We start from the raw sequence: 18,219 nt of genomic DNA, 5'->3' as shown, positions 1-18,219 counted from the left end.
CTCTATCATTAACTAATATAAATATAAAACACCTATTACACAGACCATTCTTGTTATTCAACTAAGCCTGTATGCCTACTTTAACGAAAATTTCGCAAAATTACCAGTCTTTTTTTGCTCGCCTTGTGCATCTTTGGGAATTTGCTTTCATGGTAGCAAATTTAATCAAACACCCATCATGTTTCTGCTCCATCATGACGATAGCATAAATCATCATCGCTACCGTCATCAGATGCACAATCAACCATCAAAAATTTTGCTACTTATCCCTTTTCAAGCACACCTTTTAAAAAACGCCCTGTATGAGATTTCTCATCTTGTGCCACCTCCTCTGGCGTTCCTGTCGCAACAATCATGCCACCGCCATCACCACCTTCGTAGCCCAAATCAACGATATGGTCAGCAGTCTTAATTACATCCAGATTATGCTCAATAACCACCACCGTATTACCCTTATCTCTAAGGGTGTGCAGGATATCAAGTAGTTTTTTGATATCATGAAAATGCAGTCCTGTGGTCGGTTCATCTAGGATATATAAAGTCTGCCCTGTGTCTCGTTTGGCAAGTTCTTTGGCAAGTTTCACCCTTTGGGCTTCACCTCCCGATAATGTCGTGGCAGATTGACCAAGCTGAATATAACCCAGTCCCACTTGCATGAGTGCTTCTAATTTGCGATGAATCGCAGGAATCGCCTCAAAGAAACTAAGTGCATTTTCCACCGTCATGTCTAGCACTTGACTGATGGACTTGCCTTTATAATGCACCTCTAGCGTCTCACGATTGTAGCGTTTACCATCACAGACATCGCACGGCACATACATATCGGGTAAAAAGTGCATTTCCACCTTAATCATGCCATCGCCTTGACAAGCCTCGCAGCGACCACCCTTAACATTGAAGCTAAAACGCCCTGCTTTATATCCCCTAGCTCTTGCCTCAGGCGTTTGGGTGAATAGGTCTCGTATGAGCGTAAACACCCCTGTATAAGTAGCAGGATTAGAACGAGGGGTACGACCAATGGGGCTTTGGTCTATATCCACCATCTTATCAAGATGCTCAAGCCCTGTGATTTTATCGTAACTTTCGGGTACTAATGTCGTGGCATTATTTAGGTATGTGGCAGATAGTGGCATGAGCGTACGATTGATGAGCGTAGATTTGCCAGAGCCTGACACACCTGTGATGCAGGTCATCACACCGATGGGAATTTCTAGATTAACATTTTTTAGGTTGTTGCCTTTTGCTCCTTCTAGACGGATATATAAAGGCTCAGATACCGTCTTTTTGCCTTTTTTGACCTCACCCATCTTGGCAGTATGACGAACTTTAGGGACTTCAATGCGTTTTTTACCTGACAAATACTGCCCTGTTAAGGAGTCATTATTTTTGGCAATTTCATCTGCCGTTCCTGCAGCAATCACTCTTCCGCCATGCACGCCTGCTCCCACACCAATATCAATGATATAATCTGCCATACAGATGGCATCTTCGTCATGCTCCACGACAATAACCGTGTTGCCCAAATCCCTAAGATGCGTTAGAGTGGATAACAAACGGTCATTATCTCTTTGGTGCAGTCCGATGGACGGCTCATCAAGCACATACATGACTCCCATGAGCCCTGCACCGATTTGACTTGCCAAACGGATTCGCTGTGCCTCACCTCCTGACAATGTCTCAGCAGAACGAGCAAGGGTTAGATATTCTAAGCCCACCTTAGTCAAAAATCCCAACCGTTCACGAATTTCTTTAAAAATCTTATCCGCCACCTCGCCTTTATGTCCGCTAATGTGCAGATTTTCATAATATTGCCATGCCTGACCGATGGGAAGATGAATGATATCCCCCACGCCACGACCGTCCACTTTGACATGACGAGCAATGTCGTTTAGACGCACACCATTGCAGACATTACAAGTAGTATCCGAAAGGTATTGAGCCAGCTCATCTCTCACAATGTTACTAGTAGTGCTATGATAACGGCGTTCTAGATAAGGTAAAATCCCCTCAAACGGTACGGTCTTAGTTGTCTTACGCCCCCTTTCATCGGTAAAATTAAAGACAATCTTTTCTTTGCCAGAACCGTTTAAGATGATGTTTTGCTCTTTTTTGAGTAATTCCTGCCACGGCTTATCCATATCAATACCAAAATGCGTACAGACTGTGGTCAACAGCCCAAAATAATAAGCATGGCGTTTGTCCCAACCATGTATTGCCCCTTGATTGATGGATTTTGCAGGCTCGGTAACAATCCGCTCAGCAGAGAAATACTGACGCTTGCCCAGACCATCACACGATGGGCAAGCCCCAGCAGGATTATTAAAACTAAAAAGGCGTGGCTCTAACTCACTAACCACCCTATCACAGACAGGACAAGAATGCTTAGCGGACAAAACAGCTTCATCAGCTCCGTCCATATGATGGACGATGACAATGTCATTACCCAATCTTAAGGCGGTCTCCAAACTTTCTGCCACTCGATTACCCAAATCATCTCGCACCTTGAATCTATCCACCACCACCTCAATGGTGTGTTTGTGCGTCTTAGCAAGAGTGGGTAGCTCGTCCACATCGTAGACCGCACCGTCAATGCGAAATTTGGTAAAACCTTGTGCCTGCAAACTCTCCAACAGGGCAAGATGCTCGCCCTTTCGTTCACGCACAACAGGTGCTAGAAGCATCAGTTTTGTGCCATCAGGTTTAGCAAGAATATCATCCACCATTTCACTGACCGTTTGGGCGACCATTGGCAAGTCATGTTCTGGACAATGGGGTGTACCAACTCTTGCAAATAGTAGGCGTAGGTAATCATAGACTTCGGTAATCGTACCAACGGTAGAACGAGGGTTGTGGTTGGTGGATTTTTGTTCAATGGCGATGGCAGGAGAAAGACCCTCAATACTATCCACCTCAGGCTTATCCATCTGACTTAAAAATTGGCGAGCATAAGCGGATAAACTTTCTACATAACGGCGTTGCCCTTCAGCATAAAGCGTATCAAAAGCGAGCGATGATTTTCCAGAACCTGAAAGACCTGTAATCACCACAAGCTTATCTCGTGGAATGTCCACATCGATATTTTTTAGGTTGTGCGTACGAGCACCTTTAATGCTGATAAATTCGTGTGCCATAGGTTGCCTTTGATGGATTATCTGATTGATATTGACTTAATGGGGTAAAGATGTGATTTTTAAAGCAACATTAAGGTTTATTTAAACAAATTATCTCATCAGCACTGATGATTACTCAGGCGATGGGCAATCATCACACAGGTTATGTTCATCGTTTTTATCATTTTGTTAATTTATCGCTCTTTTTCAACATTCAAAGGCTAGTTACAAAGCCCATCAAAGATTAACCTCTCTTTTTTTCCTTTCATAATAAGACGGAAGGCTAGGTCATTTGCCACTCTAACCAACTTCTGCTACACTAGCACAAATCCATTTACCCAATCAGCCATGACCATTCGTGCCTTTCTTGGTGGCTCCTTTGACCCTGTGCATTCATCACATCTATCAATGGCAATGAGCGTGCATAATGCTTTAAGTCAGGCTGCCACCGACCCCATCAGCGTCTCGCTCATGCCCACCAAGGGTAACCCATTTAAGGGTAAGCCTACGACTGATGAGCATCGCCTTACCATGTTACGCCTTGCCACCGATGGCACGCCGATTGGCATTGAGACCTGCGAACTTGACCGTACACCGCCCATCTACACCATTGATACCGTGCGACTACTTAGGCAAGCCCACCCTAACGACCAACTGATTTTTATCCTAGGGCAAGACAGCCTGTACACTCTACCGACTTGGAAAGATAGCAATGAGATTTTAGATTTTGTCAAAATTTGGGCATTTTGGCGTGGTGATTTTATCCAACATGGCGAATTTAGCCCACAGATTTTGGAGAATTTAACCGATAATCTGGGTGATTTTTTGGATAACAACGGTAAAATTTATCAAGACCACACCCCCATTTATGCCATGTCATCTGGCCAAATTCGGACACAGATTGCCAAAAAAGACCCAAAAGCAGGCGAGGGCTTAGCCCCCAGTGTGCTAGATTATATTTACCGCAACGCACTTTATGGCGAAACTGATTAAAATGTGCTATAATAATCAGTTTATCTGGTAAAAATTTTAAAGTATCTACAATGACAAACCAAACCAACACCCAAAAACTGACTTTAGATGAACAAGTCGCCCTTGCTACCGAAGCACTAGACGACCTAAAAGCTACCGAAATCACCGTGATGACAGTAGAGCATTTAACCGAAGTAGCTGAACACATCATCATCGCCAATGCCACCTCCAAACGCCATGTTAAAGCACTGGCGGATAAGCTCGGAGCAAAAGCCAAGGAATCAGGGCTTATGCCACTAGGTCGTGAAGGCGACAAAGACAGCGATTGGACGCTTGTGGACTTAGGAGCGGTAGTCGTGCATATCATGACTCGTGAAGCCCGTGAATTCTATGACCTAGAAGGCTTATGGTCATCGCCCGAAGCACTGCAAGCTTTGGCTGTACAAAAAGCATGATTTGACTTTCAGTCAAACTGCTTTAAGATACATCATGCTTAAATCATAGATAAAACCGTTCTTGATGAGCGGTTTTTTTATTGATCGGTCTGTTTGGTTTGACCGATTGCCAAAAAGATTGTTCCACAGTTAGTAAATCCTTTATAATACCCCAAATCCACACATATTTTAGGGCAGATGTAAATGAATCTTTATGATTTGACCAACCCTGACATCTTAGACCAATTAACCACCTTTGACCGTACACATCTATGGCATCCATACGCCAGCTTACCACCAAGCTATGACAATCATCTCATTAGCCATGCCAACGGCGTGCGTCTGTATATGGCTGATGGCACATCACTGATTGACGGCATGTCATCATGGTGGGCAAGCATTCACGGCTACAATCACCCTATTTTAAACCAAGCCGTAACAGAGCAAATCGGTAAAATGAGCCATGTAATGTTCGGTGGGCTGACTCATACGCCCGCCATAGAGCTTGGGCAAAAACTGCTTGGCATCACCCCAAAAAACCTAACCAAAATTTTTTATGCTGATAGTGGTAGCGTGGCGGTAGAAGTCGCCCTAAAAATGGCACTACAATATCAAATGGCTCGTGGCACACCACATAAAAATGCTTTCGGTAGCACACACTCTGGCTATCATGGCGATACTTGGCACGCCATGAGCGTCTGCGACCCTGTGAACAGCATGCACACCCTGTATGGTAGTCAATTACCTGTACAGTACTTTTTGCCAGCACCGCCGATGGGATTTGATACACCCCTAGATGATGATACTCGCTTACAGATGGATAATTTTTTTGGGCGGTATCATGACAAGCTAGCAGGATTCATCATCGAGCCTATCGTGCAAGGTGCAGGCGGTATGCGGTTTTATTCACCCCAATATCTAGCACATCTGCACGCCTTGTGTCAGTATTACGATGTATTACTCATCTGCGATGAGATTGCCACAGGCTTTGGACGAAGCGGACAGATGTTCGCTGTCAGCCACGCTAATATCTGCCCTGATATCATGACACTGGGTAAAGCATTGACAGGGGGTTATATGAGTTTTGGAGCAGTAATGAGTACAGCCAAAATCGCCGACACTCTACACAATAGCCCCTACCCTGCACTCATGCACGGCCCAACTTTTATGGGCAATCCGCTTGCTTGTGCGATTGCTTCTGCCAGCATTGACCTAGTATGGCAGCACGACAGTGCCTATGTAGCACAGAAAATGCAAAACAAACTAAACACCCACCTACAACAGCTAATTTCATGGAAGGAGGTCTATGATGTGCGAGTACTTGGAGCAATTGCAGTCATTGAGATGAAGCAGATGATAGATATGCCAACCTTTCAGCGACTATTGCCCAAATATGGCATTTGGGTGCGACCCTTTGGCAAACTCGTTTATCTCATGCCTGCTTATGTTATAAGCGATGAGGACTTAAAGATGTTATGTGCCAATCTCATCAAGTTACTGCACGAATATTTTAACCACCAAAGATAAGGTTAATCATGACCACCTACTTCATCACAGGCATAGATACAGATATTGGTAAAACCTATGCCACAGGCATACTGGCTCGCCACCTAATGTTACATGGCAACTCTGTCATCACCCAAAAATTAATCCAAACAGGTGTAACAGGCGACATTGCTGATGACATCATAACTCATCGAAAGCTGATGGGCATAAAACTGCACGAGCTTGACATAGACGGCACAACTTGCCCCATTGTCCTGACCAAGCCCGCCAGTCCGCATCTCTCAGCACGCCTAGAAAACCGCTCTTTAAATACCGACATCATCACACACGCCACCAAAAAACTACACACTCACTTTGACATCGTACTACTAGAAGGAGCAGGTGGTGTGCTTGCACCAATCACCGATAATCTGCTCACACTAGACTACATTGCCACACAGTGTTATCCTGTCATCGTGGTAACATCGGCACGCTTAGGCAGTATCAATCATACACTATTGACCCTTGAAGCGATACGCTCTCGTGGACTTACTCTGTTTGGCATGGTGTTTAACCATCACTTTGACACCGACCCAGACATCAGTAGTGACACTTTAGCATTTTTACAAAAATATGTGGCGGATAATTACCCAGACACCCTATTCATGCGACTGATTGATGGGCAGATGATTGGATTTGAGAGAGTGATAGGAAAATAAATTAAACTGAATTAAAACACAGATACACGCTTTACGCAAATAAGAAAAAGACAAATCACCAATATGATTTGTCTTTTTTATGGTAAGTCTAACTCATCTCATTGTTACAAACTCTTCACTCCCTGTCGGATGAATGGCAACAGTATCATCAAAGTCTGCCTTGGTTGCTCCCATCTTGATCGCCACAGCAAAGCCTTGAATCATCTCATCCACCCCAAAGCCCACGCCGTGCAGTCCTACGACTTTTTTATCATCACCTGCACAGATAAGCTTCATTTTGCAAGGTTGACGATGACTGGTGATGGCAGATAGCATTGGTGTAAAGGTAGAGGTATAGACTTTAACATCATCAAATTGGGCTTTTGCTTCTTTTTCAGACAAGCCCACTGTACCAACAGGCGGATGACTAAAAATTACGCTAGGGACATTATGATAATCCAAACGCTCGTTCGGTTTGTTGTTAAATAGTCGCTCAGACAGTCTGCGTCCGGCCGCTACCGCTATGGGGGTAAGCTGTATGCCATTTTGTATGATATCGCCCACCGCAAAGATATTATCTACGCTTGTGTTTTGATATTCATCTACAATGATTTCGCCTTTATTATTGGTTTTTACCCCAACTTTATCCAAATTCAACTGATCCGTATTGGCTTTTCGCCCTGTTGCCCAGATAAGTTTTTCAGTTGTAATGATTGTATCGCCACAGTGAATGGTTAATGAATTGTCATCATTCTTGTCAATCTTACTTGGTTCTTTTTGATAATGAAAAATAATGCCATCATTTTGCATAATATGACCAAGTTCATCAATGATTGCTTCATCAAAATTCTTTAAGATTCGATCGCCTCGCACAATCAAATGCGTCTCTACCCCAAGAGCATTTAACACTCCTGCAAGCTCTACGCCGATATAGCCAGAACCAACGATTGCAACTGATTTTGGTAAATTTTCCCATTCAAAAAAATCATCAGAAGTCTCGCCAAATTGAGCCCCATCAATATTGGGAACCATCGGCTTACCCCCTGTGGCAATGAGAATATGGCGAGCGGTAACCGTCTCTTTTTCACCATTACCCTTATCAATCTCAAGAGTGTGCTTGTCAATAAATTTAGCAAAGCCACGAATGACGGTAACATTGTTTTTATCAAAGCCTTTTTGATAGGATTGATGAATGCGATTGATATAAGCGGTGCGATTATCCACCAAAGTTTTAAAATTAAACTCTTTTACAGTTAACCCAAAGCCATAATCGGGTGCGTATTTATGGATATGCTCCGCTAGATTCGCTCCATACCACAAGACTTTTTTTGGTACACAGCCGACATTCACACAAGTACCGCCAATGTGCGTACTTTCAATAATGGCGGTTTTTTGTCCGTACATTGCTGCACGGTTGGCAGAGGCAATGCCACCAGACCCACCACCAATAGCGATATAATCATAATCAAATTGCACATCAAAATCAGTTATCATGATACTCTCCATCTAAATCATCTTCTTTGTATTTTACCAAGAAAAGTACTATAAAATAAAAGCAATCTTCTAAGTCTGCGTTTAGAATAAAACACGCACCTTAATGGTTTCAGGCACAGCACGCAGACGCTCCATTGCCTTGCATGAATCGTTGTCATCGACATCCATCACCAGATAACCGATATCGCCTTTAGTCATCAAAGACTGTGCGGCGATATTAATGCCTGCATCAGCAAATGATGCGTTAATCTGAGACAATACGCCTGGAACATTGCGATGAATGTGTAATAGGCGGTGCGTACCTGTGGTGAATGGGATAGAAACATTCGGGAAATTCACCGCACTGGTGGTGTCGCCTTGATCCGAATACTTCACGAATTTTTCGGCTACTTCAAGACCAATGTTCGCCTGTGCTTCTTGGGTTGATCCACCCACATGCGGAGTTAAGATAACATTATCAAACTTACGCAGTGGCGAGGCAAACTCTTCATCAGCTGACTTTGGTTCTTTTGGGAAAACATCAATCGCCGCCCCTAAGATTTTACCGCTGGTTAGTGCATCAGCCAATGCATCAATATCCACACATCCGCCACGAGCCGCATTGATAAACAACGCACCGTCTTTCATCTTGGCAAATTCTGTCTTGGTCATCATGTTGCGAGTGCTTGGCAAATCAGGGACATGCAGGGTAACAACATCTGCTTGAGCAAGCAGTTCATCAAAACTACCCACCTGCGAAGCATTGCCCAACGGAAGTTTGGTAACCGCATCATGATAAATCACTTTCATTCCCAGTGCCTCACACAGCACAGACAGTTGTGAGCCGATAGAACCATAGCCGACAATACCCATCGTCTTTCCACGCACTTCATAACTGTCTTTGGCAGACTTATTCCAACCACCACGATGCACAACTGCATTTTTTTCAGGAATGCCGCGCATGAGCATGATGGTCTCGGCAAGTACCAGTTCTGCAACCGAACGCGTATTTGAATATGGTGCATTAAACACAGGAATACCCAACTCAAGAGCTGCATCCAAATCCACTTGGTTGGTACCGATACAAAAACAGCCGATTGCAATCAACTTTTCGGCAGATTCTAGCACCTGACGAGTCAGCTGTGTGCGAGAACGAATACCAATGAAATGCACATCTTTGATTTTTTCAATCAAAACGGCTTCATCAAGTGCTGATTTAATGTATTCAATATTCGTATAGCCTGCATCATTTAGCACCTTTAGGGCATTTTCATGCACACCTTCTAATAATAAGAAGCGAATTTTGTCTTTTTGGAGTGATAAGGTCATAAAAAACTCTCAACTAATAAGGTAAGCAAAAAGTATGTCACACATCAGATATTGATTGCAAATTATCTTCGCTTAAATATCCATAAAACTGGCGATACTAATTCAGATAATTCCAACTTGTGATACCGCCTTAAATACCGTTATAAACAAAAAGCCCACCACATATGATGAGCTTTTTGATGAGCTGATTAGCTGTTTTGTCCCAATTCATCAGCGAAGGCTTTAGCAAAGCTGTCTTCTGTTGGCAAAGTTTCAATAGGAGTGAGCAGTTCATCGCTCAAGCCAATATCTGCACTTGCCATCTCAGCCTCTTTTTCTAGCTGTGCTTTGCGTTGGCGGTTTTGATGATATGCCAAACCTGTACCTGCCGGAATCAGACGACCAACCACGACATTCTCTTTTAGACCTGCTAGGTCATCGACTTTGCCCATTGTTGCTGCTGCTGTTAGGACACGGGTAGTCTCTTGGAACGACGCTGCTGAAATGAAGCTCTCCGTTGCAAGCGATGCCTTGGTAATACCTAATAGCTGACGCTCATACTGTACTGGGAACTTGTCATTGGCTATCAATTCCTCATTGAGAGCACGAATCTTGGTATATTCAGCTTGGTCGCCTTTAAAGTAGCTAGAATCACCGCCATCAACAATCTCAACTTTACGCAACATCTGACGCACAATAACTTCAATGTGCTTATCGTTAATCTTAACACCTTGTAAGCGATACACTTCTTGCACTTCATTTACAATGTAGTTCGCAAGTGCTGTTTCACCTTTCAGGCGTAAGATGTCATGGGGATTTAGCGGACCATCAGATACCACCTCGCCACGCTCAACCGTTTCACCTTCAAACACATTGATTTGACGCCATTTTGGAATAAGCTCTTCATGGACATTGCCATCTTCATCGGTGATGATAAAGCGGTTTTTGCCTTTAGTTTCTTTACCAAATGACACCACACCACTCATTTCTGCCATGATTGCATGATCTTTTGGACGGCGTGCTTCAAATAGGTCGGCAACTCGTGGCAGACCACCAGTAATATCTTTAGTACCAGAAGTGGCTTGTGGCACACGACCAAGCACCGAACCTGCTGTTACTTGCTCACCTTCTGATACACGGATAACCGTCTCGGCAGGCAGGAAGTAAACCACTTCTTTGCCTTCTTTAGTATCCAAGATAATCGCAGGACGCAAGTCTTTGGCAATACTTGGGCGGTCTTTACTTGCCAAGATTTCAAAAGAGCTCATACCGGTGGTTTCGTCCACTTTTACAGTAGCGGTCATGCCATCAGTGATGTCGCTAAAGCGTGCTGTACCTGCAAACTCGGTGATGATTGGGTGGGTGTGTGGGTCCCATTTGGCAATGACATCGCCTGCAGCCACTTCTGCACCATCACGAAGCAAGATATTTGAACCATAAGGCACTTTATAGCGTTCACGCTCACGACCTTGACTGTCTGCCACACCGATTTCAGCTGAACGAGAAACAACCACCAGATGACCATCAGCATGCTCAACAGTCTTCATGTTATGGAAACGCACAGAACCATTGCTACCTACCGATACACTGTTATCAACAGCTGCTGCCGATGCCGCACCACCCACGTGGAATGTACGCATGGTCAGCTGTGTACCAGGTTCACCGATAGACTGTGCCGCCATGACACCCACAGATTCGCCGATATTCACAAGGTGTCCACGAGCCAGATCACGACCGTAACACTTAGCACACACCCCATGTCCTGACTCACAGGTAATCACCGAACGCACATAAACTTCATCAATGGCATTGGCATCTAACTTTTCAACCATACGCTCATCAATCAAAGTACCTGCCTCTGCAATCACTTGATTGTCAGCATCAAGCACATCTTTGGCAATAACACGACCCAATACACGGTCGCCTAGACGCTCAACAATCTCGCCACCATCAATAACAGGAGTCATACGCTGACCTGCCTGCGTGCCACAGTCATCAGTGGTAATGACCAAGTCTTGTGCCACATCAACCAAACGGCGGGTTAGATAACCAGAATTCGCTGTCTTAAGTGCGGTATCAGCAAGACCCTTACGCGCACCGTGCGTTGAGATAAAGTACTGAAGTACCGTCAGACCTTCACGGAAGTTTGCTTTAATTGGTGTCTCAATAATCGAACCATCTGGTTTTGCCATCAGACCACGCATACCAGCAAGCTGACGAATCTGCGTGGCACTACCACGAGCACCAGAGTCCGCCATCATATAAATTGAGTTGAAAGATTTTTCACGCTCAACTTCACCCTCGCTGTTCACAACTTCATCGGTTGATAGGTTATCCATCATCGCATTGGCGATTTTATCAGAAGTTCTAGACCAGATATCAACGACTTTGTTATAGCGTTCACCTGCAGTGACAAAGCCTTGTTCAAACTGCTGTTCAATCTCACGCACTTCTGAATCGGCAGCATCCATGATCTCTTTTTTGGTTGGTGGAATGACCATGTCTTCCATACCAATAGAAATGCCCGACAAGGTCGCTTGGGCAAAACCTAGATACATCAAATGGTCAGCAAAAAGAACCGACTCTTTCACACCCAGTTTACGATAGCATGAATTAAGTAGCTTAGAGATGTTTTTCTTGGTCATCTCAAGGTTGCATTCACTAAATGCCATACCTTCTGGCATGATATTCCAAATCAAAAGACGACCTGCAACAGTGTCTTTAATTTCGGTTTTGGTGGTTCTTTCATCGGTTCTTTCATCAATGATGGTCTCAGTAACACGAACTTTGATTTTAGCATTGACCGACAAATCTTCTGAGCCAATCGCACGCAGTGCTTCATTGACCGTACTAAACACCATGTTCTCGCCTTTAGCACCGATATGGCTACGGCTGATATAATACAATCCTAAGACCACATCCTGAGACGGTACGATAATTGGCTCACCATTAGCTGGCGATAGAATGTTGTTCGTTGACATCATCAGTGCACGGGCTTCAAGCTGAGCTTCTAATGTCAATGGCACATGCACCGCCATCTGGTCACCGTCAAAGTCGGCGTTAAATGCCGCACAGACAAGAGGGTGTAACTGAATTGCTTTACCTTCAATCAGCACAGGTTCAAATGCTTGCAAGCCCAAACGGTGTAGCGTTGGTGCACGGTTGAGCAATACAGGGTGTTCACGAATCACGCTCGCCAACATATCCCAAACCGCAGGCTCTTCACGCTCTACCATTTTCTTGGCGGCTTTAATAGTCTGAGCAATATTATTTTGTAGTAGCTTGGCGTAAGTAAATGGTTTGAACAACTCAAGTGCCATTTTCTTAGGCAGACCGCACTGATGCAGACGAAGAGTAGGACCAACCACAATCACCGAACGACCAGAATAGTCTACACGCTTACCCAATAGGTTTTGACGGAAGCGACCTTGCTTACCTTTGATCATGTCAGCAAGTGATTTTAGTGGGCGTTTATTTGAGCCAGTAATTGCACGACCACGACGACCATTATCAAGTAATGCGTCCACTGCTTCTTGTAGCATACGCTTTTCGTTACGCACGATAATATCAGGGGCGTTTAGCTCAAGTAGGCGTTTTAGACGGTTATTACGGTTAATAACTCGGCGATACAAGTCGTTCAAATCAGAGGTAGCAAAGCGACCACCTTCAAGTGGCACAAGCGGACGCAAATCAGGTGGCAATACTGGCAAAATGGTCATTACCATCCATTCAGGCTTGTTGCCAGAATCACGGAATGATTCAAGTAGCTGTAAGCGTTTTGCCATCTTTTTTAGCTTGGTTTCAGAGCTGGTTTGTGGAATCTCCGCACGCAACTCATCAATCTCACCATCAACATCAATATCTTTTAATAGGTCTTGAACCGCTTCTGCACCCATTTTAGCAATGAATTCATCGCCATATTGTTCAAGTGCGGTAAAATATTCTTCATCATCAAGCAATTGATACTTTTCAAGAGCAGTCATGCCAGGATCAGTAACGATATAGCTTTCAAAATATAGAACACGCTCAATATCACGAAGCGTAATATCAAGTAATAGACCGATGCGACTTGGTAGTGATTTTAAGAACCAGATATGAGCCACAGGACTGGCAAGCTCAATATGACCCATGCGATCACGACGCACTTTAGCGGCAGTAACTTCTACACCACATTTTTCACAGATGATGCCTTGGAATTTGCGGCGTTTGTATTTACCACACAGACATTCAAAATCCTTGACAGGCCCAAAGATTTTGGCACAGAATAGACCATCACGCTCAGGTTTGAAGGTACGATAATTGATGGTTTCAGGTTTTTTAACTTCGCCATGCGACCAAGATTTGATGGTATCAGGGCTTGCCAAAGAAATCTGAATACTGTCAAACTCTTTGATGCCTGTATCGGCAGGGCCTTTCATGATGTCTAATAAATCTTTCAAAAGGATTCTCCGTTATATTCGTCAATTCGGTAATCCAGACACCCTTGTGTCTGGATCAATGCTCATCTTTTAGGCTTGGCTTATTTTTTCTTTTCTTTTAAGTCAATGTTAATGCCCAGTGAGCGAATTTCTTTGGTCAATACATTAAACGACTCTGGCATACCTGGGTTCATGTATTGCTCACCGTCAACGATGTTTTTATACATGCGTGTACGACCTTCAACATCGTCCGACTTCACAGTCAACATCTCTTGTAAAGTATAAGTTGCACCGTATGCCTCAAGTGCCCAAACCTCCATCTCACCAAAACGCTGACCACCAAACTGTGCTTTACCACCAAGTGGTTGTTGTGTTACTAGTGAGTATGAACCTGTTGAACGAGCGTGCATCTTATCATCAACCAAGTGGTTCAATTTAAGCATATACATATAGCCCACCGTAACAGGACGGTCAAATTTCTTGCCCGTTCTTCCGTCATACAGTGTTTGCTGACCTGATTTATCAAGACCTGCCAACTCTAAAAGCTCTTTGATTTGACTCTCTTTAGCACCATCAAAGACGGCTGTACCCATCGGCACACCAGCACACAGGTTCTCAGACATTGCCAAGATATCTTCATCTGACAAGCTGTCTAAATCCACCTGCTCGCCGCCAACTTTGTTATAAATCTTATCCAAGAATTCACGAAGTTCGCCTACAGCTGCCTGAGCACGCATCATCTCATTGATTTTGTCGCCAAGACCACGAGCCGCCATACCTAAATGCGTCTCTAGCACCTGACCGATGTTCATACGAGAAGGTACACCCAGTGGGTTTAGTACGATATCAACAGGATTGCCTTTTTCATCATACGGCATGTCCTCAACAGGCATGATGCGAGAAACAACACCTTTGTTACCATGACGACCTGCCATCTTATCACCAGGTTGAATACGGCGTTTCACTGCCAAATACACCTTAACGATTTTTTGTACACCATGTGCCAGATCATCGCCTGCGGTCAATTTGCGTTTTTTCTCAGCAAATTTGTTATCAATCTCTTTTTGCTTGTCAGTCAGATATTCAGAGATTTGGGTCAAACGCTCAGAGACTTCCTCTTTGGCGGGTTGAATGTCCAACAAACTTTCAAGAGATAAATTCTCCATATCCACTGCTGTCAATACTGTACCTGCCTTAAAGCCTGCACCGCCACTTACTACCTCGCCATCAAGCAGATGTACGATACGACCACGAGCCGCCGCTTCAAAAATCACCAACTCTTCTTTTAAGTCTTTGCGATAGTTGTCCAACATTGCCTTTTCAATGGCTTTGGCACGACTGTCTTTTTCTAAACCATCACGAGTAAATACCTGCACATCAATTACTGTACCCTTAGTTGATGATGGTACACGAAGTGAAGTATCTTTAACATCGGCTGCCTTTTCACCAAAGATGGCACGAAGTAGCTTTTCTTCTGGGGTTAGCTGACTTTCGCCTTTTGGTGTTACTTTACCGACCAAAATATCACCCGCATCCACTTCAGCACCGATATAGACAATACCTGCCTCATCAAGGTTGGCAAGCGCTGCCTCACCCACATTCGGAATATCGCCAGTGATTTCTTCGGGGCCTAGCTTGGTATCACGAGCCACACAGGTTAGCTCTTGGATATGAATGGTGGTAAACCGATCTTCTTGTACCACTCGCTCGGACAATAAGATGGAGTCCTCAAAGTTATAGCCATTCCACGGCATGAACGCCACACGCATGTTCTGACCAAGTGCCAATTCACCCAAATCGGTCGATGGTCCATCAGCCAAGATGTCTCCTCGAGCAATCACATCGCCTTCGTTGACAATAATGCGTTGGTTAATACAGGTATTTTGGTTGGAACGGGTGTACTTAATCAAATTATAAATATCAATGCCCGCTTCACCAACGGTCATCTCGCTCTCATTAACACGCACGATGACACGGCTGGCATCAACTTCTTCAATCACACCACCACGCTTAGCGACCACACACACACCACTATCACGAGCCACATGACGCTCCATGCCAGTACCCACAAGCGGTTTATCAGAACGCAAAGTCGGTACAGCTTGACGCTGCATGTTCGCACCCATCAAGGCACGGTTAGCATCATCGTGTTCAAGGAACGGAATCAAAGACGCTGCCACCGAGACAACTTGGCGTGGCGATACATCCATATGGGTAACCTTATCCACACCCATACGCACCGATTCACCCTGATAACGCACCATGACCATCTCTTCGGTCAGTTCGCCATTTTCGTTCATTGGCGAGTCTGCCTGTGCAATCACCGAACCCACCTCTTCAATGGCTGACATGTATTCAATGTCGTCAGTTACCTTGCCATCGATAACACGGCGATACGGCGTCTCCAAAAAGCCAAAGTTATTGGTCTTAGCAAATACTGCCAAAGAGTTAATCAAACCAATGTTTGGACCTTCAGGTGTCTCAATCGGACAGACACGACCATAGTGCGTATTATGCACATCTCGCACCTCAAAGCCTGCACGCTCACGAGTCAAACCACCAGGACCAAGTGCTGATACACGACGCTTATGGGTAATCTCTGAAAGCGGGTTGTTTTGATCCATAAACTGTGATAACTGCGATGAACCAAAGAATTCTTTCATCGCTGCTGCCACAGGTTTTGAGTTAATTAAATCTTGTGGCGATAGGCTATCTGACTCTGCAGTTGTCAGACGCTCTTTAACTGCACGCTCCACACGAGCCAAACCAATACGGAATTGATTCTCGGTCATCTCGCCCACTGAACGGATACGGCGGTTGCCCAGATGATCAATATCATCCACTTCGCCACGACCGTTGCGAATTTCAATCAGCTCTTTTAGTACATCAATGATGTCTTGATTAGATAGTACGCCTTGTTCACGCTGTACATCAATGTCATCAGTATCGATAAAATCACGACCCAAACGGCGATTGAACTTCATGCGACCGACATTGGACAAATCGTAACGCTCTTGGCTAAAGAACATTTGTTCAAACAATTTTTCAGCAGTTTCTAGCGTTGGCGGCTCACCTGGACGCATCACCTTGTAGATCTCAATCAATGCCTCTTCACGAGACATCACGGTATCAGCACGCAAGGTATCGGCAATGTACGCACCATGGTCAATGTCGTTAGTGAACAAAATCTTAAAGCCTTTAATGCTCTTGTCCGCCAATTTTACCAAAAGATCGTGGTCGATTAAGGTATTGGCACGGGCAATCACTTCATCGTGATAAACAATGTCCTCTGCCAAAATACGCTCATATAGATACTCGTCAGGCACAGCAAGTTTTGTCATACCAGATGCTTGGATTTCCTTGATACGGCGAGCATTAATACGCTTACCTTGCTCAACAATGACCTTACCTTCAGGCGATACAATGTCAAATTGAGCCATTTCACCTTGCAAGTGTTCAGCAATCAGCTCAATTTCAAACGATTCATCACCTTTATAAACCTCAACCGTTTCAAAGAAGGTAGATAGAATGTCTGCTGTCTCCATACCGATTGCACGCAAAATAATGGTGGCAAGCAACTTACGGCGACGGTCAATACGCACATACACCAAATCTTTAACATCAAACTCAAAGTCAAGCCAAGAACCACGATAAGGAATGATACGAGCATTATAAAGCACCTTACCACTTGAATGCGATTTGCCCTTATCATGGTCAAAGAAAACACCTGGCGAACGATGCAGCTGCGATACGATGACACGCTCGGTACCATTGATGATGAAAGTACCATTGTCGGTCATCAGCGGAATTTCGCCCATAAAGACACTCTGCTCACGAATGTCTTTGATTGCCGCCTTGCTATCTTTATCTTTGCTGTCCTTATCTTTAATGACCAAACGAATTTTTACACGCAGTGGTGCAGCAAAAGTTGAGCCACGCATGATACACTCACGCTCATCAAATTCAGGTTCACCCAAATAATACTCAACAAACTGAAGCTCAGCGTTACCAGAGTGGCTAGCGATTGGGAAAATTGATGAAAAAGCAGCTTGCAGACCAACATTAGCACGCTCTTTTGGCTTTTTGTGTTCTTGTAAGAACTGCTCGTAAGAATCTACTTGGATTGCCAATAGATACGGTACATCCATGACGTCTGGAAGTCTAGAAAAACTTTTACGAATGCGTTTCTTTTCGGTATAAGAATAAGCCATTAAGATTCCTTACGTTAATTTGGAAAAGCCCATTGCAAAAACAAGAGCCAACCTTCAAAAATGAAATACTGTCAATAAAGGGACGGCTGTCAAACGCCCATAAAACCCAC

At 44.3% G+C, this 18,219-nt stretch carries 9 protein-coding genes; 4 read left to right on the top strand and 5 right to left on the bottom strand.

The annotated features are described in order from the left end of the window. Positions 1 to 263: 263 nt before the first annotated feature. A complete protein-coding gene (uvrA, locus tag L3D27_RS01365; RefSeq protein ID WP_432481362.1) occupies positions 264 to 3,131 on the bottom strand; it encodes an excinuclease ABC subunit UvrA in 2,868 nt (955 codons plus the stop codon). Positions 3,132 to 3,458: 327 nt separating this feature from the next. Here uvrA and nadD point away from each other — a divergent pair, with 327 nt between their 5' ends. The 4 genes from nadD to bioD all read left to right on the top strand — a co-directional run bounded on the left by nadD (position 3,459) and on the right by bioD (position 6,720). Continuing rightward, complete coding sequence (gene nadD / locus L3D27_RS01360) at positions 3,459 to 4,103, top strand: nicotinate (nicotinamide) nucleotide adenylyltransferase (protein ID WP_432481361.1); 645 nt, start codon at positions 3,459 to 3,461, stop codon at positions 4,101 to 4,103. A 50-nt stretch (positions 4,104 to 4,153) separates the two neighbouring features. Further along, positions 4,154 to 4,537 (top strand): ribosome silencing factor, encoded by a 384-nt coding sequence (gene rsfS / locus L3D27_RS01355; RefSeq protein ID WP_432481360.1) that lies wholly within the window; start codon positions 4,154 to 4,156, stop codon positions 4,535 to 4,537. Between the two features lie 183 nt (positions 4,538 to 4,720). Further along, the gene (gene bioA / locus L3D27_RS01350; RefSeq protein ID WP_432481359.1) at positions 4,721 to 6,043 is read left to right on the top strand and encodes an adenosylmethionine--8-amino-7-oxononanoate transaminase; all 1,323 of its coding nucleotides are present in this window, start codon (positions 4,721 to 4,723) and stop codon (positions 6,041 to 6,043) included. An 8-nt stretch (positions 6,044 to 6,051) separates the two neighbouring features. Beyond that, positions 6,052 to 6,720 (top strand): dethiobiotin synthase, encoded by a 669-nt coding sequence (gene bioD, locus L3D27_RS01345; RefSeq protein WP_373627923.1) that lies wholly within the window; start codon positions 6,052 to 6,054, stop codon positions 6,718 to 6,720. Between the two features lie 93 nt (positions 6,721 to 6,813). Here bioD and gorA read toward each other — a convergent pair whose 3' ends face one another. From gorA to rpoB, 4 genes are all read right to left on the bottom strand, one after another. Continuing rightward, positions 6,814 to 8,193 (bottom strand): glutathione-disulfide reductase, encoded by a 1,380-nt coding sequence (gene gorA / locus L3D27_RS01340; protein WP_432481358.1) that lies wholly within the window; start codon positions 8,191 to 8,193, stop codon positions 6,814 to 6,816. An 81-nt stretch (positions 8,194 to 8,274) separates the two neighbouring features. Then, the gene (gene serA, locus L3D27_RS01335; RefSeq protein ID WP_284673906.1) at positions 8,275 to 9,501 is read right to left on the bottom strand and encodes a phosphoglycerate dehydrogenase; all 1,227 of its coding nucleotides are present in this window, start codon (positions 9,499 to 9,501) and stop codon (positions 8,275 to 8,277) included. A gap of 188 nt (positions 9,502 to 9,689) precedes the next feature. After that, positions 9,690 to 13,919 (bottom strand): DNA-directed RNA polymerase subunit beta', encoded by a 4,230-nt coding sequence (gene rpoC / locus L3D27_RS01330; protein WP_432481357.1) that lies wholly within the window; start codon positions 13,917 to 13,919, stop codon positions 9,690 to 9,692. 80 nt (positions 13,920 to 13,999) lie between these two features. Continuing rightward, entirely contained in the window at positions 14,000 to 18,109 is a 4,110-nt protein-coding gene (gene rpoB / locus L3D27_RS01325; protein WP_432481356.1) for a DNA-directed RNA polymerase subunit beta, read from the bottom strand. Between the last annotated feature and the right edge of the window lie 110 nt (positions 18,110 to 18,219).

The sequence above is a fragment of the Moraxella sp. ZY200743 genome, from assembly GCF_050885545.1.
GTDB lineage: Bacteria > Pseudomonadota > Gammaproteobacteria > Pseudomonadales > Moraxellaceae > Moraxella > Moraxella haemolytica.
This window is presented reverse-complemented; position numbering and strand designations above follow the sequence as displayed.